This window comes from Paracoccaceae bacterium (assembly GCA_019454225.1).
Classification (GTDB): domain Bacteria; phylum Pseudomonadota; class Alphaproteobacteria; order Rhodobacterales; family Rhodobacteraceae.
This window is the reverse complement of the sequence record CP075370.1, coordinates 412680-436027: the sequence shown is the minus strand read 5'-3', so window position 1 is coordinate 436027 and position 23348 is coordinate 412680. Positions and strand designations below refer to the sequence as shown.

General features: G+C 67.9%; 22 protein-coding genes. 14 read left to right on the top strand and 8 right to left on the bottom strand.

Annotated features, from left to right (window positions below):
* Positions 1-73: 73 nt before the first annotated feature.
* From KF887_02105 to trxA, 7 genes are all read left to right on the top strand, one after another.
* Positions 74-1666 (top strand): PAS-domain containing protein, encoded by a 1593-nt coding sequence (locus KF887_02105; GenBank protein ID QYK41956.1) that lies wholly within the window; start codon positions 74-76, stop codon positions 1664-1666.
* A 141-nt stretch (positions 1667-1807) separates the two neighbouring features.
* Positions 1808-2311: a tRNA (adenosine(37)-N6)-threonylcarbamoyltransferase complex ATPase subunit type 1 TsaE gene (tsaE, locus tag KF887_02100; protein QYK41955.1), complete on the top strand. Its 504-nt coding sequence runs from the start codon at positions 1808-1810 to the stop codon at positions 2309-2311.
* Positions 2301-3320: a phosphotransferase gene (locus KF887_02095; GenBank protein ID QYK41954.1), complete on the top strand. Its 1020-nt coding sequence runs from the start codon at positions 2301-2303 to the stop codon at positions 3318-3320. The genes tsaE and KF887_02095 overlap by 11 nt, the downstream gene beginning before the upstream one ends.
* Positions 3305-3979 (top strand): nucleotidyltransferase family protein, encoded by a 675-nt coding sequence (locus tag KF887_02090; protein QYK41953.1) that lies wholly within the window; start codon positions 3305-3307, stop codon positions 3977-3979. The genes KF887_02095 and KF887_02090 overlap by 16 nt, the downstream gene beginning before the upstream one ends.
* Positions 3969-6926, top strand: a complete 2958-nt coding sequence (gene addB, locus KF887_02085; protein ID QYK41952.1) for a double-strand break repair protein AddB — start codon at positions 3969-3971, stop codon at positions 6924-6926. Before KF887_02090 ends, addB begins: the two co-directional genes overlap by 11 nt.
* Complete coding sequence (gene addA, locus KF887_02080; protein ID QYK41951.1) at positions 6923-10285, top strand: double-strand break repair helicase AddA; 3363 nt, start codon at positions 6923-6925, stop codon at positions 10283-10285. The genes addB and addA overlap by 4 nt, the downstream gene beginning before the upstream one ends.
* A gap of 59 nt (positions 10286-10344) precedes the next feature.
* Entirely contained in the window at positions 10345-10671 is a 327-nt protein-coding gene (trxA, locus tag KF887_02075) for a thioredoxin (protein ID QYK41950.1), read from the top strand.
* A 57-nt stretch (positions 10672-10728) separates the two neighbouring features.
* Here the strand turns inward: trxA and KF887_02070 are convergent, their stop codons facing one another.
* A complete protein-coding gene (locus tag KF887_02070) occupies positions 10729-11622 on the bottom strand; it encodes a hypothetical protein (GenBank protein ID QYK41949.1) in 894 nt (297 codons plus the stop codon).
* A 62-nt stretch (positions 11623-11684) separates the two neighbouring features.
* On the opposite strand from KF887_02070, the gene hslV reads away from it, so the two are divergent.
* From hslV to KF887_02045, 5 genes are all read left to right on the top strand, one after another.
* On the top strand, positions 11685-12242 hold the full coding sequence (gene hslV, locus KF887_02065; GenBank protein ID QYK41948.1) for an ATP-dependent protease subunit HslV: 558 nt from the start codon (positions 11685-11687) through the stop codon (positions 12240-12242).
* Positions 12243-12362: 120 nt separating this feature from the next.
* Positions 12363-13340: a hypothetical protein gene (locus tag KF887_02060; GenBank protein QYK43397.1), complete on the top strand. Its 978-nt coding sequence runs from the start codon at positions 12363-12365 to the stop codon at positions 13338-13340.
* Entirely contained in the window at positions 13337-14638 is a 1302-nt protein-coding gene (gene hslU / locus KF887_02055) for an ATP-dependent protease ATPase subunit HslU (GenBank protein QYK41947.1), read from the top strand. The genes KF887_02060 and hslU overlap by 4 nt, the downstream gene beginning before the upstream one ends.
* A 76-nt stretch (positions 14639-14714) precedes the next feature.
* Positions 14715-15839 (top strand): alpha/beta fold hydrolase, encoded by a 1125-nt coding sequence (locus tag KF887_02050; protein QYK41946.1) that lies wholly within the window; start codon positions 14715-14717, stop codon positions 15837-15839.
* A gap of 55 nt (positions 15840-15894) precedes the next feature.
* Entirely contained in the window at positions 15895-17133 is a 1239-nt protein-coding gene (locus tag KF887_02045) for an MFS transporter (GenBank protein ID QYK41945.1), read from the top strand.
* Here the strand turns inward: KF887_02045 and KF887_02040 are convergent.
* From KF887_02040 to KF887_02030, 3 genes are read right to left on the bottom strand one after another with little or no spacing between them, the layout of a single operon-like run.
* Positions 17095-17688 (bottom strand): Smr/MutS family protein, encoded by a 594-nt coding sequence (locus KF887_02040; protein ID QYK41944.1) that lies wholly within the window; start codon positions 17686-17688, stop codon positions 17095-17097. The two genes, KF887_02045 and KF887_02040, sit on opposite strands and share 39 nt — an antisense overlap.
* Before the next feature lie 4 nt (positions 17689-17692).
* Complete coding sequence (locus tag KF887_02035) at positions 17693-18715, bottom strand: MltA domain-containing protein (protein QYK41943.1); 1023 nt, start codon at positions 18713-18715, stop codon at positions 17693-17695.
* Positions 18715-19377, bottom strand: coding sequence for a Tim44 domain-containing protein (locus KF887_02030; GenBank protein ID QYK41942.1), 663 nt, complete (start codon positions 19375-19377; stop codon positions 18715-18717). The genes KF887_02035 and KF887_02030 overlap by 1 nt, the downstream gene beginning before the upstream one ends.
* 112 nt (positions 19378-19489) lie before the next feature.
* Between KF887_02030 and KF887_02025 the strand changes: the two genes are divergently transcribed.
* Both KF887_02025 and secB read left to right on the top strand, forming a co-directional pair.
* Positions 19490-19942 (top strand): FxsA family protein, encoded by a 453-nt coding sequence (locus KF887_02025; GenBank protein QYK41941.1) that lies wholly within the window; start codon positions 19490-19492, stop codon positions 19940-19942.
* 80 nt (positions 19943-20022) lie between these two features.
* Positions 20023-20523 carry a protein-export chaperone SecB gene (gene secB, locus KF887_02020; protein ID QYK41940.1) on the top strand — a complete coding sequence of 167 codons (501 nt, stop codon included), beginning with the start codon at positions 20023-20025 and terminating at the stop codon, positions 20521-20523.
* Here secB and dnaQ read toward each other — a convergent pair whose 3' ends face one another.
* From dnaQ to KF887_02000, 4 genes are read right to left on the bottom strand one after another with little or no spacing between them, the layout of a single operon-like run.
* Complete coding sequence (gene dnaQ, locus KF887_02015) at positions 20524-21225, bottom strand: DNA polymerase III subunit epsilon (protein ID QYK41939.1); 702 nt, start codon at positions 21223-21225, stop codon at positions 20524-20526.
* The gene (gene coaE, locus KF887_02010) at positions 21218-21817 is read right to left on the bottom strand and encodes a dephospho-CoA kinase (protein QYK41938.1); all 600 of its coding nucleotides are present in this window, start codon (positions 21815-21817) and stop codon (positions 21218-21220) included. Before coaE ends, dnaQ begins: the two co-directional genes overlap by 8 nt.
* On the bottom strand, positions 21814-22653 hold the full coding sequence (locus KF887_02005) for a shikimate dehydrogenase (protein QYK41937.1): 840 nt from the start codon (positions 22651-22653) through the stop codon (positions 21814-21816). The genes coaE and KF887_02005 overlap by 4 nt, the downstream gene beginning before the upstream one ends.
* Positions 22650-23249 (bottom strand): Maf family protein, encoded by a 600-nt coding sequence (locus KF887_02000; protein QYK41936.1) that lies wholly within the window; start codon positions 23247-23249, stop codon positions 22650-22652. Before KF887_02000 ends, KF887_02005 begins: the two co-directional genes overlap by 4 nt.
* Positions 23250-23348: the final 99 nt, after the last annotated feature.

The window sequence follows — 23348 nt, the reverse complement described above, 5'->3', positions numbered from 1 at the left end:
TCAGCTTCTGGCTTAATGCGCCGTTAACCTGTTCGCGACAAGGTTGCAGTCAGGTGGACAGCCCGGGTGTGCGATGACGTTCGATCCCTTTCTTGCCGCAGGCCTTGTCGTGACGGCGATCATGGCCGCTGCCCTCGGCGTCCTGGCGCTCGCCGCAATGCAGGCACGGATGCGCCCGCCCGTCCTCGCGGGCATCTTTGCCGAACCCGCCGGGGCCGTCACCTTCCTGTTCGATGGCGAGGCGCTGGTCGATGCAACGCCGGTGGCACGGGGTCTGGTGCAGCGCAGCCCGCTTCGCACGGGCAGCGCCTGGACAAGGCTGGGCGCATGGCTGCACCCGCGCTTTCCCGGCTTTGCCGAAACCATCGCGCGCCTGCCGTCAGAGGGGCGGATCGTGTTGACCGGAACGGGCGGGGATGCGTCACTTACCCTGACCGCAGAACTGCGTGGCGGGTTGACCCGCATCTCGCTGGTTCAAGGGGATGAGACGGCCGGTTCGCTGGCCGAAAGCGGCATGCAGGAGGAGCTTGATCTTCTGCGTCGCGCGACATCGACGCTGCCGGTGCCGATCTGGCGCGAGGATGCCGATGGCGCCGTGGTCTGGGGAAACGCCAACTATCTTGACCTTGCGCTGCAGCGCCTGCCACCCGGGGCCGAGCTTGAGTGGCCGCTGCCCCGGCTGTTCGACCGTCTCGCCGCGCTGCAGGGCGCGCGGGACCAGCGACAGAGGCTCTCCGATTCCGACGGCAAGTCGGGGCACTGGTACGAACTCGTCGTCGTGCCGGACGGTGACGGCCGGATCGTGCACGCACTTCCCGCCGATGGCGCGGTTCAGGCGGAAATGTCGCTGCGATCCTTCATGCAGACGCTGACAAAGACCTTCGCGCATCTGCGCACCGGACTGGCGATCTTTGACGAGGCGCGAAACCTTGCCCTGTTCAATCCTGCGCTGCTGGACCTGACGGGTCTGCCGCCCGACTTCCTGACTGCCCGGCCATCGCTCGCCGCATTCTTCGATGCGTTGCGCGACCGTTCGATGATCCCCGAACCCCGGGATTATCGGAACTGGCGCCGCCAGATGACCGAAATGGAAGATGCCGCCGCAACCGGCCTGTACGAGGAGATCTGGAACCTGCCCTCGGGCCAGTCCTACCGTGTCACCGGGCGCCCGCATCCGAACGGGGCACTGGCCCTGATGTTCGAAGACATCTCGACCGAGATGACACGCACCCGCCGCTATCGTGCCGATCTGGAACTGGGCCAGGCGGTCATCGACACGATGGACGAGGGGATCGCGGTGTTCTCGCAGGCCGGTGCGCTCGTCATGTCGAATGCGGCCTACAGTCGGCTATGGGGTCACGATCCCGGCGCCACTCTGGAAGGCACGGCCGCGGCCGCAGCGCTTTGCGAACACTGGCGCAACCGCTCGGCACCCACCACCGTCTGGGATCGCGCAGAGGATTTCATTGCCGCCATGGGTCCGCTTTCGGCCTGGGCCGACGACGTGCGGCTGACCGACGGGCGCCGCATCGCGTGCCGCTTTGCGCGGCTTGCAGGGGGTGCCACGCTGATCGTGTTCCGCGACGATGCGGCCGCCCCGCACCATGCCGCGACCCTGCCAGACGAACCCGCGCCGCAGTTCGCCAGCGGGCGCCGCAGCGCCTGAAGGGGCGAAGCAAGGACGGAAGGCAGCAATCGGGGACCCCCGACCGGCGCCGACAGGGATTGCCGCCTTTCGGCTTGTCGCGGCGGGCGAGCCCGGTAATGTCCGGGGATGCCCCTATCCGCAGCCCGGCCGTTCCCAGCCATGCCCAGTGCGCTCGACCTGACGCTCTATCTGCCCGACGATGCCGCCACGGATCGGCTTGGGCGCGCGATGGCGCATGTCCTGTGTGCGGGCGACACCGTGGCACTGGAAGGGCCGATCGGTGCAGGCAAGACGCATCTTGCCCGCGCGCTGATCCGCGCACGTTTGGCTGGCCAAGAGGATGTCCCTTCGCCGAGTTTCACGCTGGTCCAAACCTACGGACCACTGGATGATCCCGATGCGATCTGGCACGCCGATCTTTATCGCCTTGGCCACCCGGACGACACTGCGGAACTTGGCCTCGATGACGCACTGGGGCGGCGGCTCTGCCTGATCGAGTGGCCAGACCGGATGGGCAGCCGCCTGCCGGCCGACACGCTGCACCTGCGGCTGACCCCTAAAGGCGAGGGGCGGTCGGTGCTGCTTCGCGGGGGGGTGCCCGGCCGGATCGCGGCGCTGAGCGCCATGGTGTCCGCCCTTGACGGCACACGCGATGCCTGCTGATCCGCCGCACCCACGCGATGCCGCCGCCCGGCGGTTTCTGGATGCCGCCGGGTGGGGTGATGCCAGATGGCAGCCACTGGCAGGCGACGCCTCCGCACGCAGCTACAGGCGGCTGACGCGCGGCATGGAGACGGCGGTGCTGATGGATTCACCGCCCGGGCAGGCCGACGACCCTGCGGCCTTCGTCGCCATCGGCGCGCATCTGTCCGCCATCGGCCTGTCGCCGCCGCGCGTGCTGGCCGCCGATCTGGAAGATGGTTTCCTGCTGCTCGAAGACCTGGGGGACAGTCTGTTCGCACGGCTGGCCGCCACCGAGCCAGAGCGGGAACCGGCACTCTACGCCGCGGCGACAGATGTGCTGATCCACCTGCAGGCCAACCCCGCCCCTCCGGGCCTGCCGGATCTCCCGGCGCAGGACTGGGCCGAGGCCGCGATGCTCGCCGTCGATGTCTATGCGGCGGCGGCCACCGGATCGGCGCCGCCACGCCAGAACCTCGCCGCGCTTCTGGGCGAGGCTCTGGCGACCCATGCGGATGGCCCGCGCGTCCTGATCCTGCGCGACTATCATGCCGAGAACCTGCTGTGGCTGAAGGACCGCCCGGGTGTGGCGGCCGTGGGGCTTCTGGATTTCCAGCTGGGGCAGATGGGCCAGCCTGCCTATGACCTGGTGTCGCTGCTGCAGGACGCGCGGCGTGACCCGGCGCCCGGGATCGAAGCGGCGATGGTCGCCCGATTCCGCGCGGCACATGGCGGTGGCGCCGGTTTCGAAGCCGCCTACGCGGCGCTGGGCGTGCAGCGGGCCTTGCGGATCATCGGGGTCTTTGCGCGTCTGGCGGTGACGGCGGGCAAGTCGGGATACCTGCCGCTGATGCCGCGCGTCTGGGGGCATCTGATGCAGAATCTCGCGCATCCCGCGCTTGCCCGGCTGAACGCCGAATGCGCGCGGCTGTTGCCGCCACCCACCCCAACCATCCTGGCCCGGATCGCCCAGTCATGCCCCGCGCGCTGATGCTGTTCGCCGCCGGGTTCGGCACCCGGATGGGGCGGCTGACCGCCGATCGACCGAAACCGCTGATCCCGGTGGCGGGTCGGCCGCTGATCGACCATGCGCTCGGCCTTGCCGATGCGGCGGGCGCAGACCCCATCGTGGTGAACCTGCACTACCGGGGCGATCAGATCGCCGCGCATCTGGAAGGCCGGCCAGTTTCGCTGTCATGGGAGCGCGAGGCGATCCTCGACACCGGCGGCGGGCTGCGCGCGGCGCTGCCACTGCTGGGGCCGGGGCCGGTCTTCACGCTCAACTCAGATGGCATATTCACCGGCGAGAACCCTTTGTCCGCACTTCAAAGGGGATGGGACGGCGGGCGGATGGGGGCGCTGCTGTCGTTGCTGCCCGCCGACCCGGGCGATTTCCTGATGTCGGCCGATGGCCGTCTGGCGCGGGCAAGGGGTGCACCGGGCTATCGCTATCTGGGTGCGCAGATCATCGATCCCGCCGGACTGTCATCGATTCCCGATGCCGCGTTCTCGCTGAACCGGATATGGGACAGGATGATCGGCGAAGGCCGCGCGTTCGGCCGGGTCCATCGCGGCGCGTGGTGCGACGTCGGTCGCCCCGAGGGCATAGCCGAGGCGGAATCGCTGTTGCGGGGCACCGATGTTCGCTGAACCCGGGCCACGGCTGTTCGCGCTGCCACCCGGGGCGGATTTTCCGGCACTGGTGGCACGGGGTCTGCGCGAAAGGCTGTCGGGCATGGCCCCGGAAGGCTGGGCCCGCGTGCGCATTCTGGTGAACACGGACCGCATGCGCGACGCCATCATCGGCCATCTCGCTTCGCAGGGCGACATCCTTCTGCCGCAGGTCGGGCTTGTCACTGACCTCGGGCGCGATGCGGCCGAACCCGGGCTGCCGCCGTCCATCCCGCCGCTGCGCCGACGTCTGGAACTGTCGGTACTGATCGGGCGTCTGCTTGACCGTGCGCCCGATCTGGCGCCCCGCTCGGCGCTCTACGACCTGGCCGACAGTCTGGGCGACCTGCTGGACGAGATGCAGGGCGAAGGCGTGGCACCCGAGACCATCGCGGCGCTTGATGTGTCGGACCATTCCGACCACTGGCAGCGGACACGCGATTTCATGGCGATCGTGGCGCCCTTCTTCGGACCGGGCGCGGCACCGGATGCCGAGGCGCGTCAGCGGCTGGTGGTAGAGCGGCTGGCATGGAGATGGCGCACCGAACCGCCTGAAACGCCGGTCATCGTCGCGGGTTCGACCGGGTCGCGCGGCACGACCCTGCGGTTGATGGAGGCGGTGGCCGCATTGCCGCAGGGGGCATTGATCCTGCCGGGGTTCGACCCCGACATGCCGCCCGACGTCTGGACCGGGCTGACCGATGCCCTGGCTGCCGAGGATCACCCCCAGTTCCGCTATCGTCGGCTGTTCGATCGGCTTGGTATCGGTCCTGGTGCAGTGCGCCGCTGGCTGGCGGCTGACCCGCCCGCGCCGGACAGGAACCGCCTGATCTCACTGGCGCTGCGCCCTGCGCCGGTGACCGACCGCTGGCGGGCCGAGGGCGAAAAGCTGCCCGACCTTGTCGCCGCGACCGCCGGTGTCACCCTGATCGAGGCGCCCGATCCCCGCGCCGAGGCGATGGCGATCGCGCTGATGCTGCGCGAGGTCGCGGAACATCCGACGCGCAGCGCCGCACTGATCACTGCCGATCGGGCGCTGGCCCGCCGCGTCACCGCCGCACTGGACCGCTGGGGAATCCGTCCGGACGACAGTGCGGGGCGGCCCCTTTCCCTGTCCGCTCCGGGGCGGTTCCTGCGGATGATCGCCGCCCTGCCCGCCGCGCCCATCACCGTCGAGTCGCTGCTGGCTCTGCTGAAGCATCCGCTTGCGGCGGCGGGCGGGGATGGGGACGGGCGAGCGGCACATCTGCGCAACACCCGCGCTCTGGAACGGGTTCTGCGTCGCCACGGCCCGGCCTACCCGGGTCCCGCCGATGCCATCCGGATCGCGGCTGACATCGACGGCGCGGCCGAGTGGGGCGTGTGGCTGGCGGCCTGCCTGTCCGCCGTCGATCCGGCGCCGCGCGACCTGCCGCAGGCGGTGGCCGACCTGCTGGTTCAGGCGGGCGCGTGGGCAACGGGGCCGGGGCTTGCGCCGTCTGCCGCCGCTGTCTGGATGGCCGGTGGCGGAGCCGAGACCCGTGCCGCCATGGCCGCACTGACCGACGCGGCGGATGCCGGGGGAACGGTCGCACCTGCCGATCTGGCTCGCCTGCTCGACCGGGTGCTGCTTGGCCGCATCGAACGCGACCGTGCGGAGGCCCATCCGCGCATCCGGATATGGGGCCCACGCGAGGCGCGGGTTCAGGGCGTCGAACTGATGATCCTCGGCGGGCTGAACGAGGGCGGCTGGCCACAGGCGGCGGCACCCGATCCATGGATGAACCGCACGATGCGGTTGGCGGCGGGGCTGTTGCTGCCGGAACGGCAGATCGGGCTGGCGGCGCATGACTGGCAGCAGGCGATGGGTGCGCCGCAGGTCATCATGACGCGGGCGCGGCGCGACGACCAGGCAGAAACCGTGCCGTCGCGCTGGCTGAACAGGCTGACCAACCTGATGCAGGGCCTTTCGGGCGAAGGGCAGCGCGGGCCGCAGGCGCTTGCCGCGATGCGCGCGCGCGGTGACACTTGGCTTTCGCTGGTGCGCGGTGTCGAAGACCCGGGCGAGGTCGTGCCGCCTGCCCCGCGTCCGGCACCGATACCCCCGCTTTCAGCCCGGCCCCGCGAACTTCCCGTCACGGCGATCCGAACGCTGATCCGCGATCCTTATGCCGTCTATGCGGCGCATGTGTTGAAGCTGCGCCCGCTGGATCCGCTGCGGGCCGAGGCCGACGCCCGGCTGCGCGGCTCGATCCTGCACAAGGCGCTGGAACAGTTCACGATCGGAGCGCCGGATGGCGGCGAAGACCGCGACACCGCGATTGCCCGGCTGATCGCCACCGCCGATGCGGTGCTGCGGGACGGGGTGCCCTGGCCTTCGGCGCGGCTGTTGTGGCTGGCGCGGATCGCAGGGGCGGCACCCGTGGCCGTGGACGTTCTTGCGGCAAGCGGTGGAACGCCCGTCGTGGTGGAAACCCGGGGCGCCACGCATTTGCCGGGACATGCCTTCCGGCTGACGGCGCGGCCCGACCGGATCGACATCCTGCCGGATGGCACGGTGCATATCTTCGACTACAAGACGGGCGCGCCGCCGACGGCCGACCAGCAGAAGCACTTTGACAAGCAACTGCTGCTGACGGCGATGATTGCCGAGGATGGCGGGTTCGCGGCACTTTCCGGCCCGCGGTCGGTCGCGGGGGTGACCTATCTGGGGCTTGGCACCACACCAAAGGTCGAAACCGTCGCGATCACGGCCGATCTGATGGATGACACACGCGCCGGGCTGGATCGGCAGATCGGGGCCTACCTGGCGGAGGGCAAGGGTTTTGCATCGCGGCGCGCGGTCCTGCGGCGCGACCACCCGGGCGACTATGACCATCTGGCGCGCTTCGGCGAGTGGCAGATGACGGAATGGGCGCAAGCCCTGCCGGTGGGAGATCCGGAATGATCGCCGCCGACAACCCGTCGCTGCGACAGGCCCTGGCCTCGGACCCCGCGGCCTCGACCTGGGTTTCGGCGAATGCCGGTTCGGGCAAGACAAAGGTGCTTATCGACCGTGTCGCGCGCCTGCTGCTGGCAGGTGTGTCGCCCCAGGGCATTCTGTGCCTGACCTATACCAAGGCGGCGGCGGCCGAGATGCAGGTGCGGCTGTTTGCGCGGCTGGGAGGCTGGGCCATGCTGCCCGACGATGACCTGCGCGCGGCGCTCGGAAGTCTTGGGGGTGGGGCAGCGGCCGATCTGGCGCAGGCCCGCCGCCTGTTCGCACAGGCGATCGAGACGCCGGGCGGCCTTCGAATCCAGACGATCCACAGTTTCTGCGCCGGCTTGCTGCGCCGCTTTCCGCTCGAGGCCGGGGTATCCCCGGGTTTCCGCGAGCTTGAGGATCGCGCCGCCGCCCTGATGGTCGATGCGGTCCTGGACGATCTGGCCGAACGCGACCCCGGAGGCGCGATGTCACGGCTCGCCGCCACCTTCCCGGGCGCCGACCTGGCAAAGCTCGCCACCGCTGTCACTGGCCAGCGCGCGGGTTTCGCCGCCGTCCCCGATGATGCGGCACTGTCTGTCCGCCTTGGCGTTTCCCCGGGTGACAGCGACGACCGCCTGCGCCGCGATGCCCTGCGGCACGGGGATGCCGAACTCGTCGCGGCGGTGGCCGAGGTCATGGCAGGCGGATCGCCCAATGACACAAAGGCGGCGTGGAAACTGCGCACGCTGGATCTGTCTGCACCCGGTCTTGCCCCGCTTGAGGCGCTTGAGGGCGTGATGCTTTTCGGTGCCAAGGCCAAGGCCCCCTTTGGCCCCAAGGGTCGGGACATCGCAACCAAGTCAACGAAGGAGCAACTGGGCGATCTGGCCGAGGGTCTTGACGATCTGGCGCAGCGCATTGCCGATGCGCGCCCCCGCCGCCTGGCTTTGCAGGCGTTCCGCAAGTCGCAGGCGATCCACCATTTCGCCCGCGCCTTCCTGCCTGCCTATGCGCAGGCCAAGGCGGCCCGGGGCGCGCTGGATTTCGATGATCTGATCCTGTCGGCCCGGCGCTTGCTGTCCGACCCATCGGTCGCGCCCTGGGTGCTCTGGCGGCTGGATGGCGCGATCGATCATATCCTGGTGGACGAGGCGCAGGATACCAGCCCCGCGCAATGGGATATTATCCAGTCCCTTGCCGCGGAGTTCACCGCCGGAAGGGGCACACGGGCCGATGCGCCGCGCACGCTGTTCGTGGTGGGTGACCGAAAGCAGTCGATCTATTCCTTTCAGGGTGCCGATCTGCGGGCGTTCTCGGAAAAGCAGGCGCATTTCCGACAGGGCTTTGCCGACAGCGGGCGCGGTTTGCAGGAACTCGACCTGCCGCACTCCTTCCGGTCTTCCCCGGCGGTGCTGCGCCTGGTCGATGCCACCTTCGCGGCACCGGGGCACATACTGGACCCCGGTCTTCGCCACATCGCCTTTCGTGACACGATGCCGGGCCGATGCGATCTGTGGGACCCGGTCGAGGAAACCCCGGCCGACAGGCCCCCCGCCTGGGATGATCCGGTCGACACGCGCGGCGCCGACCACCACGACCGCGTTCTGGCCCGGCGCATCGCCTGGGCCCTGCGCGACCTTTTCGACCGCGGCAGCCAGGTTCCCGTTGCCGACCGTCCCGACACCTCGCGCAGACTGACCCCCGGCGATGTGATGATCCTGGTGCGCCGCCGTTCCGCACTGTTTGCCGAGATCATCGCCGCACTGAAGGCCGAGGCGTTGCCCGTCGCCGGTGCCGACAGGCTGAAGCTGGGGGGCGAACTGGCGGTGCGAGATCTGCTGGCGCTGCTGTCGGTGATCGACCTGCCGGATGATGACCTGTCGCTTGCGGCCTTGCTGCGCTCGCCGCTGATGGGGTGGTCCGAGGATGATCTATTCCGCCTCGCACACGGCCGGCCCGCTTCCCTGTGGGAGGCATTGCGCGCACGGGGTCCCTCGCCCGCGCTGGCGATGTTGCAGGATCTGATGGCGCAGGCCGACTATCTGCGCCCGCATGACCTGATCGACCGCGCACTGACGCGGCATGACGGGCGGCGGCGGTTGGTCGCGCGGCTGGGGGCCGAGGCAATAGACGGCATCGACGCCCTGCTCGCACAGTCGCTGGCCTATGAAACCGAAGGCGTGCCCAGCCTGACCGGCTTTCTTGTCTGGTCGCGCGCCGAAGATGCCGAGGTCAAGCGGCGGCTGGATTCGGGTGGCGGCACGATCCGCGTGATGACGATCCATGGCGCCAAGGGGCTTGAGGCGCCGCTGGTCATCCTGCCGGATACCGCCGCCCGCAGGGGGCACAGCCTGTCCGGTCCCTCTGCCCTTCCGGATGGCACCCCGGTCTGGCAGGTCGCCGCGGCCGATCGCCCACCCGCGCTGGCCGAGGCCGCCGAAGCGGCCCGTCAGGCGGATGCGGACGAGGACATGCGCCTGCTCTATGTCGCGATGACGCGGGCGCAAAGCTGGCTGATCGTGGCGGCTGCGGGCAACCTGGGCAAGGACCCGGGCGAGACCGGGAACGAGGACGCGGCACCCGTATGGTATCGCACCGTCGAGGCCGGAATGATCGCCGCCGGCGCCCGCGCCAGGGCCGACGACACGTTTCGGCTGTCGCACGGCGATTGGCCGCCCGACCTGGGCGCCGCAGCACCCGATGCCATCGCGCCGGCCGATGCCTTGCCGGGTTGGGCCGTCACGCCCGCGCCAGATGCGCTTCACAGGCCTCGATCCTTGGCGCCCACCGCATTGGGCGGGGCGAAGGTTCTGCATGGTGAGGCGACGGACCATGACCACCCCGATGACGAGGCGGGCAAGGCGCGAGGGACCGCACTGCACCGCCTGCTGGAGCATCTGCCGCTCTGGCCGCGCGCCGACTGGCCCCGCGTCGCCGCTGCCCTGATGCCTGAGGCCGACGCGGACGATCTGCTGCCCGAGGCGGTGGCCGTTCTGAACGCACCCGATCTGGCCCGGCTTTTCGCGCCCGGCACGCTGGCCGAGGTGCCGTTTGCCGCAGACTGGGAGGGGCGACGCCTGTCGGGCACCATCGACCGGCTGGTTGTCGGGCGCGATCACGTGCTTGCGGTGGATTACAAGTCGAACCGCCTGATCCCCGACTCGGCCGCCGGGGTTCCGGATGGAATTCTGCGGCAGATGGGGGCCTATGCCCATGCGCTCGGCCGGATCTATCCCGGGCGGCGCGTCGAGGTGGCAATTCTCTGGACGCGCGCGGCGCGCCTGATGCCGCTTGATGCCGCCGCCGTGAATGCGGCCTTGATGCGCGCCAGCACACCTTGACCTTTGCCGGAGCGGTGCCTAGCTTTTTGAGCCAACACATTCCGATCAGGAGATATGACATGGGTGCCGCGACCGTCGCCGTGACCGACGCCACCTTCGACAAGGAAGTCCGCCAGTCGGATATTCCGGTCGTTGTGGACTTCTGGGCCGAGTGGTGCGGCCCCTGCCGCCAGATCGGCCCCGCGCTTGAGGAACTTGCCACCGAGTATGCCGGCCGTGTGAAGATCGTGAAGGTCAACGTGGACGAGAACCCCGACAGCCCGGCCGAACTGGGCGTGCGCGGCATTCCGGCGCTGTTCCTGTTCAAGAACGGTCAGGTGGTGTCGAACAAGGTGGGCGCGGCGCCCAAGGCCGCGCTGGCCAACTGGATCGGCACGGCGATCTGACGTCGTCCGACCATCATCCGACAGATGACAGAGGCGGCCCGGCAGGGCCGCCTTTTTTCATGCCGGCCAGCCGTGGCGGCGCAGGCGCGCGGTGATCTGGGCTTCGGCCTCTGGCGCGCCCCCGTTGATGGTGTTCTGCTTGAAGAACCACCAAAGGTAAGCGGCAAAGTCCGGATCCGGGGCTGCCATGCGGGCGAACGCCGCCGAAAGACCATCTCGTGGCACCGAACCTGCGATGTGGTGAAAGTCGATCCCGGCAAACAGGACAGCCTGCTTTCCGGCGAAGAATCCGGTCAGGGCCACGCCGGAGTTCTGCGTGACCACATGGTCACAACCGCGCAAGAGGTCGCGGGCGTCGGCCTTGACCAACTGGAACCGCGGAAACCGCCGTTCCAGCAGGTTCAGCGCCGTCATGTCTGCCGCATCATACACCTCTTTCGGGTGCAGGGTGGCCCGGATCGGCAAGGCGCTGGCACCAAGCGTCGCCTCGATCATGGCCAGGGGGCTCATCGTCTGGAAGCTGCGGTGTTCGCGCAGTCGCCCTTGCAGCGGCATGAAGATGAAACCCTCGCGCGTCACAGGCCCATCACCGAACACCTTCGGCCGCCAACGCCGCAGGAACCCGCGCGCCTCGGACTGCGGCACGGAGCGGGGATCATGGTCGGCCAGTGCGACATCGAAATTCCAGCGTTCGTTCGTCGCCTCGATCCGCCAGAACGGATAGTGGTAGGCTCGGCGCAGGCAGAGGATGCGGCGGCCAAGCGGTTCCTGCATGTGAAACAGCCCATAGCCGCGCGTCAGTGCCAGCAGGCGCTCGGCCTCGGTATCGGGGTGGAATCTAAGTCGCCAACCGGGCAGCGCCGCCCCGATCCTGTTGAAGATGTTGATCTGCCCGGCCTCGGCATTCTCGCGCAGGGGCGAATGCAGATAGATGTGCAAGGTTTCGGCCAAGGTCCGCCCGCTTGTGTCACAGCACTCCACCCGCCATATACCAAGGCAGCACGGAGGACGACATGGCGGATGACAGGTTTCCCGGTTGGCATGGCACGACAATTCTGGCCGTGCGGCGGGGCGGCAAGGTCGTCATGGCGGGCGACGGGCAGGTCAGCCTCGGCAATACCGTGATCAAGGGTACGGCGCGCAAGGTGCGCCGCCTCTCGCCGGGCGGGCGGGATGTGGTGGCGGGTTTTGCCGGGTCCACCGCCGATGCCTTCACCCTGCTGGAACGACTGGAGAAGAAGCTGGAGGCGCTGCCGGGGCAACTTGCGCGCGCATCGGTGGAACTGGCCAAGGACTGGCGCACCGACAAATACCTGCGAAACCTGGAAGCCATGCTGATCGTCACCGACGGGCGCGACCTGTTCGTGATCACCGGCGCGGGCGACGTGCTGGAACCGGAACATGATGTGGCAGCCATCGGGTCAGGCGGAAACTTCGCGCTGGCCGCAGCGCGCGGCCTGATGGCGACCGAACAGGATGCCGAAACGATCGCCCGCCGTGCCATGGCCATAGCTGCGGAAATCTGCGTCTACACCAACGGCAACCTGACCGTCGAAACCATAGGGGCCTGACGCATGGACACCTTCCAGCGCGAGGACCTGCGCGCCGCCGTGGCCGCCGGTATCCTGACCGAGGCGCAGGCGGCATCCGTCGCCACGCTGGCCGAAGGGCGCGCGGGGCAGCGGGCGGCGATGCCCGCCGAGGATGAGCCCTTTGAATTCTTCCGCGGCTTTTCCGAGATCTTCGTCTCGATCGGCCTCGTGATCCTGCTTTCCGGCGTGGCCGCGATGCTGGCCTGGTTCGGCGGCGAGGGCCTGCTGCTCTTTGTTCCGCTGGCCTGTGCGGGGGTTGCCTGGTGGTGGGCAGGGTATTTCACGCTGCGGCGGCGAATGAATCTGCCGTCGATGGTGCTGGCCATGGCGTTCGGTAGCGGGCTTTACCTTTCGGCGGTCACCCTCGCCGCGATGGCGGACCTGCCCTATCGCATCGCGGTGGTAGGGTCGTTCGTGGTCGGGGCGGCGGGCATGGCCCTGTGGTATCGGCGGTTCCGGCTGCCGTTTGCGATGTTCCTGCTGGGGCTCAGCGTTCTGGGCGCGATCTATGCGCTGACCGCGTCGGTCGATTCTCTGGGCGGGTTCGTCGAGGGGCGCAGGGGGGCGGGGCTCACCTCGCTGTTCGACCTGCGCGAAAGCCCCTATTTCGCGATGGCGACGCTGGGCTTCGGCGTGGCGGCCTTTCTGGTGGGCATGTGGTTCGACACGCGCGACCCTTACCGCCTGGGTCGGCATGCGGCGACCGCCTTCTGGTGCCATATGCTGGCTGCGCCCGCCCTCGTGAACACAGTCGCGCTGACGCTCTACAACACCGGCGGGCAATCGGGCATCTTGCTGCTGGTGATCGCGCTGGCGGCCATCACGGCGCTTGCGCTGGTCATCGACCGGCGGTCGTTTCTGACGGCGGCGATTGCCTACATCGCACTGGTCATCGCGTGGATCGTGCAGGGCGATGGTGAAAGCGATTTCGGCAGCTGGACATTCATCCTGATCGCGCTGGGCGGGATCATCACCGCCATCGGCACCTGGTGGGTGCCGCTTCGCGCAGGCCTGATGCGCGCCTTGCCGGATTTTCCGGGCAAATCCCGGCTGCCCCCCTATGGAAGCACCGAATGACAGACCTGACCCCGCGCGAGATCGTATCCGAACTTGACCGCTTCATCGTCGGCCAGGCGGCGGCCAAGCGCGCCGTGGCGGTCGCGCTGCGCAACCGGTGGCGGCGGCGGCACCTGCCAGACGGGCTGCGCGATGAGGTCTACCCGAAGAATATCCTGATGATCGGACCGACAGGGGTGGGCAAGACGGAGATATCACGGCGACTTGCGAAGCTTGCCCGGGCGCCTTTCCTGAAGGTCGAGGCAACCAAGTTCACCGAGGTCGGCTATGTCGGTCGCGATGTCGATTCGATCATTCGCGATCTGGTCGATGCCGCGATGATCGAGACGCGGGAACGGATGCGCGAGGATGTGAAGGCCCGTGCCGCAAAGGCAGCCGAAGACCGGGTGATCGAGGCGATTGCGGGCAAGGATGCGCGCGAAGGCACGCGCGAGGCGTTCCGGGGCAAGCTGCGGCGCGGCGAACTGGACGAGACCGTGATCGAGGTCACCATCGCCGACACGTCAAACCCGCTGGCGATGTTCGATCCGACCGGCGGTCAGGGTCAGATGGGCGCCGTGAACCTGGGCGACCTGTTCGCGAAACTCGGCGGACGACAGTCGCGGCGACGGATGACCGTGGCCGAGAGCCATGACATCCTGATCGGGGAAGAGGCGGACAAGCTGCTCGATGACGAGGCCGTGAAGGCCGCGGCGCTGCGCGCGGTGCAGGAAGACGGCATCGTCTTCATCGACGAGATCGACAAGGTGGCGGCGCGATCCGACCTTCGGGGCGCGGACGTGAGCCGCGAGGGTGTGCAGCGCGACCTGCTTCCGCTGATCGAAGGCACAACCGTCAGCACGAAGCATGGCGCGGTGAAGACCGACCACATCCTGTTCATCGCGTCGGGCGCCTTCCATATTGCCAAGCCATCCGACCTCTTGCCCGAACTGCAGGGCCGCCTGCCGATAAGGGTAGAGCTTTCGGCACTGACCGAGGCCGATTTCGTTCGCATCCTGACGGATACGGACAATGCGCTGACCCGCCAGTATGCCGCGCTGATGGCAACGGAGGGGGTAGCAGTGACCTTCACCGAGGACGGGATTGCCAGCCTCGCCCGGATCGCGGCTGAGGTGAATGCAAGCGTCGAGAACATCGGGGCGCGGCGGCTCTACACCGTGATGGAGCGCGTATTCGAGGAGTTGTCCTTCGCTGCACCCGACCGTGACGGCGAGAGCGTGACGATCGACGCGGCCTATGTAGAGGCGCAGGTCGGGGCACTGGCACGGGCGGCAGACATCAGCCGATACGTTCTGTAACGAAGCCGGGCAGGCGCTGTTTGACATGCGCCGTCATCGGGGGAATGACTGGACCATCTTTGGTGGAGTTCCCGCGATGCGCTGGCATCTTGCAGTCATGTTCCTCGCGGTCGCCGCCTGCACGCCGCGCGGTGAAATCACGCTTCTGGCGGACGCCGGCCGCGTGGCACAGGTGGAACCCATCTTCATCGGCACGACACGCGAGATGGATGCGGCCACCGGCCAGTTCGGGCGCGAGCGTCGGCTGAAGGGCGTGACCTTTGCACGCTATGATGTGGCGATCCCTCCGGATCGCGAGGTCGGCACCATCGACTTTCCCCGGCGGGGCAGCACACCCGACCCGCGCACCGATTTCGTGACGACGGCAGAGCGGATCTATCGCGACGACCGCGCCTTCCGGACCGATCTGGCGGCCGCGATGCGTGCCCTTCCCCGCGGGACACGCGAGGTGACCGTGTTTACCCACGGCTTCAACAATACATTCGCCGAGGGCCTGTATCGCATCGCGCAGATGAGCCACGATCTGGAGCTTCCGGGCGTGGCCGTTCACTACTCCTGGCCCTCGCTGGGGCAACCTCTGGGCTACGTGCGTGATCGCGACAGCGCGCTGTTCGCACGGGATGGGCTGGAGCTGCTGCTGAATGAGGTCACGGCAGCCGGGGCCGAGCGGGTCATGATCGTCGGCCATTCCATGGGTGCCGCCCTGACCATGGAAACCCTGCGCCAGATGGCGATCCGGGGAAACACGAACGTGCTGCGCCGGGTGTCGGGCGTGGTTCTTCTGTCGCCCGATATCGAGGTCGATGTGTTCCACGCGCAGGCTTCGGCGATCAAGCCCCTGCCGCAGCCGTTCTTCGTGTTCACCTCGACCCGGGATCGGGCGCTGGCGCTGTCGGCGCGGTTGACCGGCCAGCGCCAGGAACGGCTGGGCAATATCCGCAATGTCGGACGAATCTCGGATCTGCCGATCACCATCGTGGACGTGGCTGCGTTCTCGAAGGGCGACGGCCATTTCAATGTCGGCAACTCACCCGCTCTGATCCGGTTGCTGAACCGGATCGCGGATGTCGACGCCGCCTACGGTCTTGATCAGACGGGGCGCACCGGACTTCTGCCGGGGGTCGTGCTGACGGTGCAGAGCGCCACGAAGATCATCCTTTCACCCGTGACGGAACTCGCCCGCACCGGCGGTCCGCGCTGAGGCGTCTGGCCATTTCGCCTTTCGCGTGGGATGTGACGGATCGCGGAGTGACCCGATGCCCTTCCTTGCCTTCCTGCGCGCCAATGCGCCCTTCCTGACGGCGGGGTTTCTGCTGTCGTTCCTGTCAACCTTCGGACAGACCAGCTTCATCGCGATCTTCGCCGGAGAGATACGCACGAAGTTCGGACTGTCTCACGGCGACTGGGGAACGATCTATGCCGCCGGCACGCTGGCTTCGGCCTTCGTGATGCTTTGGGCCGGGGTTCTGACCGACCGGTTCCGGGTGCGTGCGATCGGGGCGGTGGTTGTGATCGCGCTGGCCGTCGCGTGCCTGGCGATGGCGGCAAATCCCTGGGTGGCGGCGCTGCCCGTCGTGATCTTCGCATTGCGCTTCCTCGGGCAGGGGATGGCCTCTCATATCTCGGGCGTGGCAATGGCGCGGTGGTTCGTGGCATCGCGCGGCCGCGCCCTGGCGATTGCGGGCCTGGGCTTTGCCGCGGGCGAGGTGGTGCTGCCGCTGTCCTTTGTCGCGCTGAAGACGGTCGTGGACTGGCGCTGGCTCTGGGTCACGGGCGCCGCAGTCCTTTGCCTGATGCTGCCGGTTCTTGTGCGGCTCCTGCGTCTGGAGCGGACGCCACAGTCCATGGCCGAAGAGTCACAGGCACACGGGCTGGGCGGTCGCATGTGGACCCGACGGCAGGCGTTGCGCACCCCGCTGTTCTGGATGGTCTGTCCGGTCATCCTTTGCGGTCCGACCTTCGGCACGGCATTCTTTTTCCAGCAGGTCCACATGGCCGAAGTGAAGGGTTGGTCGCATCTGGCACTGGTTGCGATCTTTCCGGTCTACACGATGGCCACGGTGGCCGCGATGCTGGGATCGGGCTGGGCGGTGGACCGGTTCGGGGCGCTGCGCCTGATGGCTTTCTATCCCCTGCCGCTGTGCCTGTTCTTCCTGGTGATGCCGCTGGTCGACAATCTGGGGGCTGCCGCAGCCGTGCTGGTGCTGTTCGGCATGTCGAGCGGTTCGCAGGCAACCATTCCCGTGGCGTTCTGGGCCGAGGCCTACGGAACCCGGCACCTTGGCGCAGTCCGGGCGACGTCTGGCGCGGTCATGGTGGTGGGATCGGCAGTCGGACCGATCCTGACCGGACGCCTGATCGACCAGGGTATCTCGTTTCCCGACCAGATGCCCGGCATCGCGGCCTGGACAGCGGGGGCGATCCTGCTGGCCGCGATCGGAATTGCACGGGCGCGATCAGCCGCGGCGGCGCAGATAGACGTAATACGCCCCTGATCCGCCATGGCGCAGGTGCGCCTCTGCCACCTGCTGCACCGCGGGGCCCAGCGGCGGCAGACGCAGCCACTGCGGGACCTGGTGGCGCAGGACGCCGGGGCGTCGCGGGATCGGCCCGTCATCGGCGCCCGGCTTGCCCTTGCCGGTGATCACAAGAACCAGGCGCAATCCTTCGGCGTGGGCGTTCAGCACGAACCGGATCAGTTCCGGATGCGCCTCGGCAAGGGTCATGCCATGCAGGTCGATCCGTGCTTCCGGTGCGATCCGCCCGCGCGTCATCCTGGCATAGGCCTTGGCATCCATCCGCAGCGGTGCGACCGCCAGCCGTTCGGACAGCGAAGGCAGGATGTCATGCCCCCGGCTACCGGCAGCACGTTCGCCAAGGTTGAAAGCCGGCAGGGGCGCCGGCCGTTCCGGGGACGAAGGGGATGGCGGCGTCGGCAGGGCCGGTGCCATCTCGGTCGGCAGATCGCGCGACTTCAGCGGACGTGCCGTGCGGGCGACCGCCTGCCAGACCTCATGCTCGTCCGGGCGCAGGGTGCGGCGTCGTGCCACGACATCAACCCTCGGGCAACAGCGCGTAGGCGCGGTCGATGGGCAGCAGCACGACCATGCGGCCACCATCCTTGACCGTTCCGGCGGCATCGCCGGCGGCATCGCCCGTACCATAGAAGATGTCGGCACGCTGGGCACCCTTGATGGCACCGCCGGTGTCCTGGGCGACCATCAGGCGCCGAAGCGGGGCACCGCCGTGCTTTTCGATCCAGACCGGTGCGCCAAGGGGCACATGCGCCGGATCCACCGCAAGACTGCGCAGCGCCGTGATCGACCGGCCCATGGCCCCGATCGGTCCGCGTTCCGGTGGCAGGTCGGCAAGGCGCCGGAAGAAGATGTAGGACGGGTTGGTGTTCAGCAATTCGGCCCCCGCAACCGGGTTCCGCCGCACCCAGGCGCGGATCGCCTGTGCCGACACTTCGGAAAAGCTGTGGGTGCCACGCCGCACCATTTCCTGACCGATCGAGCGGTAGGGATGGCCGTTGCGCCCCGCATAGCCCAGACGCAGTACCCGGCCGTCAGGCAGGCGGATGCGCCCCGAACCCTGAACCTGCAGGAAATAGGCCTCGACCGGGTCCTCTACCCAGGCAATCTCAAGCCCCCGACCACGCAGCGCACCCGCCTCGATCTGCGCGCGTGACAGGTACTGGATACCTTCGGCCAGTTCCGGGGGGCGCGCATAGAGCGGCACGGCGTAGCGAGGCGTCCGCGTCAGCGAGCCGGGCAGTTCGGGTTCGTAATAGCCGGTGAACAAGGCAGGCGGGTTCCCGATCAGCACGGGACGAAACAGCAGTTCGAAGAAGCTGCGGGCGTCGGGGGCATTCGTGCCGGCATCGGCGGCCAGACGGCAGATCGGCCCCCAGTCGGGATCGGTCAACAGACCGCAGGTTTCGCGGAAGGTGCGCAATGCGGCGCCGTGGTCATCGTCATCCCAACCATCAAGGGCCTGGAAATCCAGAATCTGCGCAGGGGTCGGGGTTGCCGCCGTCATCAGGACGATCGCAAGAACGGCGAGCGCGGCACGCATCACTCGCCGGTCGCGACCAGTATCCAGTTGGGATCGTCGACACCCATCTTGCGGGCAAATGTCCAGACGTCCCGCTGGCGCTTGATCTCGGTCGGGCTGCCCTCGATCACTTCGCCCATGCGGTTGCGGATCACCGAGGTAAGTTCGCCGGTGAACCGCACAGTCACCTGTCCTTCGCGGGTGCCACGGTCGAATGACGCATCCTGAAGCGAAAGCTCTCGCAGGCCCACGAAATTGGCCTCGACCGTCAGGCCCTGTTCCTCACGGGCGTCGACGGCCGCCTGGAAGGTTTCATAGACCTCGGGCGACAGGAACGGAACCACCGGGGACAGATCGCCCTTTTCATAGGCCATCAGGATCATCTCATAGGCCCCGCGCGCCCCGGACAGGAAGGTGCTGACCGAGAATCCGGGCTCGGCCATCTTCATCCCGGCGAGTGCCTTGGCGGCCGGACTGCCGTCGGGAACGTGATCGGTGATGTCCCGATCGGGACCGCCGTCGACCACCTCGAGATCGCGCTTGGTGAGGCGCGGACGCGCCTCATCGGCGGGAAGCGGCGGCTTTTCAAAACCTTCGCGGGTGCCCAGGACGCTCTTGAGCTTGAGGATCAGGAAGACCGCAATTCCCGCAAGGACGAGAAGCTGGATCAGGCTGGAACTCATGGTGTCCTCTGGGATGGGCTAGCCGGGAATGGCTTGGGGTCCTGGTGTTCAGTCCCTATGTAGGAGAGGGGCCCGCGCAAGTCCACCGCCGGGCGGAAGGAAAGGTTTGGCCATGTGGCTGCTTCTGGCCTTTGTCACCGTGCCGCTGATCGAGATCGCGCTGTTCATCCAGGTGGGAGGCTGGCTTTCGCTGTGGCCGACCCTCGGCCTCATCCTGCTGACCGGGGTGATCGGCACGGTTCTGGTGCGCAGGCAGGGTCTTTCCGTGCTGCGGGAGGTGCAGGGCGGGCTTGCCACGATGCGCGACCCGCTTTCACCTCTGGCCCATGGGGCGCTGATCCTTCTCGCAGGCGTGCTTCTGCTGACACCGGGGTTCCTTACCGACGGCGTGGGCTTCCTGCTGCTGATTCCTGCCCTGCGCCGCGCACTGATTTCCGCCATAGCCGCACGGCTGACCGTGGTGACCTCGCACCCGGGCCCGGCCGACGTCGTCGACGGCGAATGGACCGATGTGACCGAGGTCAGACAGCGCCATGTCACACCGCCAGACTGGACACGTCGCTAGCCCGTCATCGCCCGGGAAGGATTGAGGCAACGCAATCGACCTGCTACAGAAGCGCCGAAACCGGAACAGGAGAGACAGCGATGCAGGATGCCAATGGTGCCGGAGCCGCGCCGCAGGTGAGGATGCAGGTTCTGGGCCAGTTCGTGCGCGACCTGTCGTTCGAAAACGCGGTTGCCCAGCGTGGCCTGCAATCCAACGAAGTTTCACCCGACACGCAGGTCCAGGTCAGCCTCGACGCACGCAAGCGGACCCAGGACCATCAGTTCGAGGTCATCACGAAATTCCGCGTGACCTCGAAGAACAAGGCCACCGACGAGACGCTGTTCCTTGTCGAACTGGACTATGGCGGAATCTTCCATATCGAGGGCGTGCCGGAAGACCAGCTGCATGGCTTCCTGCTGATCGAATGTCCCCGCCTGCTGTTCCCCTACGTCCGGCGCATCATCTCGGACATCACGCGCGATGGCGGATTCCCGCCGCTGAACATCGACCAGGTCGATTTCCGCCAGCTCTACATCAGCGAGATCCAGCGTCGGATGGCGGCGCAGAACACCGCCGCGCCCGCGCCGACGGTCAGCTGACTATCCGACGGTGCGGCGGCGCCAGACCGCCGCATCGCCCATCCCCGCCACAAAGGCCTCGTGGGCGGCACGTTCTGCCTCGGTCAGTCGCGGTGGCAGGGGTGCAGGGCGCGGCGGGCGCGGCCGGTGGGGCGCGCCGGGTGATGTCGCGGTGCTGGGGGTACCCTGCACCACCAGCCCCAGACCCGGCTGGCGACCGCCGATCAGTTCCAGATAGACCTCGGCCAGAAGCTCGCTGTCGAGAAGCGCGCCGTGCTTCTCGCGCGCGGAATTGTCCACCCCGAACCGTCGGCACAACGCATCCAGCGAGGACGGGGCGCCAGGGTACTTTGATCTGGCGAGGGAGAGAGTGTCGAGCGCACGCGCGTCCGGCAATGTCGGATGGCCATTGGCCCGGAGTTCCCAGTTGAGGAACTTCATGTCGAAGCTGGCGTTGTGGATGATCAGCCGCGCCTCGCCGACGAAGGCAAGGAAATCGGCGGCGACATCGCGGAACAGCGGCTTGTCGCGCAGAAAGTCGGACGACAGACCGTGAACCGCGAGGGCCTCGGCCGGCATGTCGCGCTCGGGGTTGAGGTAGGCGTGGAAGGTGCGGCCCGTCGGCATGTGGTTGAAAAGCTCGACCGCGCCGATTTCGACCAGGCGGTGGCCTTCGGACGGCTCGAAACCGGTGGTCTCGGTATCCAGGACGATCTCACGCATCGGGGGTCTCTGGCGCACGGATATAGGCGATCAGCGCCCGGACGGCTGCACGAACGGAGGCATGGGACAATGTCTCGATGATATGGGTCGCGCGGGCGCGTTTGTCGCGATCGGGCATCTGACGGGCCAGAATCGCATCGAATGCCGCCTCGGTCATCCCGGGGCGGGACAGAACGCGCTGCCGCTGCAGGGCGGGCGGTGCCGTCACCAGCAGCGTCGCATCCATCAGCGCCTCGGCCCCGGTTTCGAACAGCAGCGGGATATCCAGAACGACGAGGTCCGCGTCGGTGCGCGCCAGGAACGCCGCACGGTCGGCCGCAACAAGCGGGTGGACGACCGCCTCGAGACGCGCCAGTCCCGCCGGGTCCGCCGTGACAATGGACTTGAGCACCTGCCGGTCGACCCCCCCCGCCGATACCGCGCGCGGCCAGATCGCCGCCACCGGCGCCACCGCATCGCCACCGGGCGCATAGAGCTTGTGCACCGCGGCGTCGGCATCCCAGACCGGCACGCCCTCATCCGCGAACATGACGGCGGTGGTCGACTTGCCCATGCCGATCGACCCTGTAAGGCCGAGACGAAAGGCCGTCATGCCGCAAGAACCGCCGCACGTGTCGCGTCATCGACCTCGGGACGCTGGCCGAACCAGCGTTCGAACCCTGGCGCGGCCTGATGCAGAAGCATGCCCAGGCCATCGACCGTCTGGCACCCCAGGGCTGCGGCTTCCTCGAGAAAGGCGGTACGCAGCGGGGTATAGACCAGATCGGTGACCAGCGCGCGGGGGTCGAGCCCGTCAAGCGGCACGCGGAACGGGGCCTTTCCTGACATGCCGAGTGCCGTGGTGTTGACGACCAGTCCCGCATCATCCAGCACGTTGCCGGCCTGAACCCAGTCAACCACCGTGATCTTTGCACCCAGATCGGCGCGCAGCGCATCGGCCCTTGCGCGCGTGCGATTTGCAACGCGGATCTCCGGCACGCCCACCTCGATCAGCGCGGCGACCACCGCCCTGGCACCGCCCCCGGCCCCGAAGACCACCGCAGGCGCAGCCGAGGGAACCCAGGCAGGCGCATGCTGGCGAAGGTTCGCCATGAAGCCCGCGCCATCGGTGTTGTCGGCGTGGATGCGCCCGTCCTTGCGGAAGATCAGCGTGTTCACGGCACCGATCAGGGCGGCGCGATCGGTCACGATGTCGGCGATTCCGAGGATCGTTTCCTTGTGCGGAATGGTGACATTGACCCCCACGAAACCGAGGCGCGGCAGCGTCCGCAGGAGTTCGGGCAGATCGGCCTGCGCGATGTCGATCGGAACGTAATGACCGCGCAGCCCATAGCGGCGAAGCCAGTAGCCGTGCAACGCGGGCGACCGGCTGTGTGCGATGGGCGAGCCGATGACACCGGCGAGCGGGATGCGCGGATGATCCGTCATGTCGGTATGAACCCCCTTTCCCCGAGATATCCGAGGAGGGGAAGGAGGGGAAGGCCGAGGACGGTGAAGTAGTCGCCCTCGACTGCGGAGAAGAGGCGCACCCCCTCGGCTTCCAGAAGATAGCCCCCTGCCGAGTGGCGAAGATCGGCCCAGTTGCGCGAGAGGTAGCCATCAAGCCATTCGTCCGAGAACTGCCGCATGGTCAGGCGGGCCTCACCGACATGGCGCCACTGCGGACGCCCGTCATGATACAGGACCACCGCCGAAAGCAGTCGGTGCGTCTGGCCGCGCAAGGCGGCGAGCTGCGCGCGTGCCGCGTCGGCTGTGGAAGATTTGCCCCATGCGCGACCTCGAAAATCGAGAACCTGGTCGCATCCGATCACGATCGCGCCCGGCGTACGTTCGGCAATGCGCCGCGCCTTCATTTCTGCAAGCGTATCGGCGATGTCGCGCGGTGTCGCGTCTTCGGCCTCCAGCGCTGCCCGGATCATGTCCTCGTCGAGGCGGGCAGCCTGGGCGGTGACAGGCAGACCTGCCGCACGCAGAAGGCGCAGCCGGGTTTCGGATGACGAGGCGAGCACAATGGGCGGCGGCACGGCAGGTCCTGTCGCGATTGACCGAGGGCAACAGACGCCGGTCGGCTGTGCGGAAGGTCGTGGATAATCCGGTTTCGTTCTTCGGGGTGGATCGCGCGA

Coding starts and splice junctions, on each gene's coding strand:
- hslU (QYK41947.1), top strand. CDS start 13,337: ATGACAGACCTGACCCCGCGCGAGATCGTATCCGAACTTGACCGCTTC.
- KF887_02090 (QYK41953.1), top strand. CDS start 3,305: ATGCCCCGCGCGCTGATGCTGTTCGCCGCCGGGTTCGGCACCCGGATG.
- KF887_02060 (QYK43397.1), top strand. CDS start 12,363: ATGCCCGCCGAGGATGAGCCCTTTGAATTCTTCCGCGGCTTTTCCGAG.
- KF887_02030 (QYK41942.1), bottom strand. CDS start 19,377: ATGAGTTCCAGCCTGATCCAGCTTCTCGTCCTTGCGGGAATTGCGGTC.
- addA (QYK41951.1), top strand. CDS start 6,923: ATGATCGCCGCCGACAACCCGTCGCTGCGACAGGCCCTGGCCTCGGAC.
- addB (QYK41952.1), top strand. CDS start 3,969: ATGTTCGCTGAACCCGGGCCACGGCTGTTCGCGCTGCCACCCGGGGCG.
- KF887_02095 (QYK41954.1), top strand. CDS start 2,301: ATGCCTGCTGATCCGCCGCACCCACGCGATGCCGCCGCCCGGCGGTTT.
- hslV (QYK41948.1), top strand. CDS start 11,685: ATGGCGGATGACAGGTTTCCCGGTTGGCATGGCACGACAATTCTGGCC.
- KF887_02045 (QYK41945.1), top strand. CDS start 15,895: ATGCCCTTCCTTGCCTTCCTGCGCGCCAATGCGCCCTTCCTGACGGCG.
- secB (QYK41940.1), top strand. CDS start 20,023: ATGCAGGATGCCAATGGTGCCGGAGCCGCGCCGCAGGTGAGGATGCAG.
- KF887_02005 (QYK41937.1), bottom strand. CDS start 22,653: ATGACGGATCATCCGCGCATCCCGCTCGCCGGTGTCATCGGCTCGCCC.
- KF887_02050 (QYK41946.1), top strand. CDS start 14,715: ATGCGCTGGCATCTTGCAGTCATGTTCCTCGCGGTCGCCGCCTGCACG.
- trxA (QYK41950.1), top strand. CDS start 10,345: ATGGGTGCCGCGACCGTCGCCGTGACCGACGCCACCTTCGACAAGGAA.
- KF887_02035 (QYK41943.1), bottom strand. CDS start 18,715: ATGCGTGCCGCGCTCGCCGTTCTTGCGATCGTCCTGATGACGGCGGCA.
- KF887_02105 (QYK41956.1), top strand. CDS start 74: ATGACGTTCGATCCCTTTCTTGCCGCAGGCCTTGTCGTGACGGCGATC.
- dnaQ (QYK41939.1), bottom strand. CDS start 21,225: ATGCGTGAGATCGTCCTGGATACCGAGACCACCGGTTTCGAGCCGTCC.
- KF887_02025 (QYK41941.1), top strand. CDS start 19,490: ATGTGGCTGCTTCTGGCCTTTGTCACCGTGCCGCTGATCGAGATCGCG.
- coaE (QYK41938.1), bottom strand. CDS start 21,817: ATGACGGCCTTTCGTCTCGGCCTTACAGGGTCGATCGGCATGGGCAAG.
- tsaE (QYK41955.1), top strand. CDS start 1,808: ATGCCCAGTGCGCTCGACCTGACGCTCTATCTGCCCGACGATGCCGCC.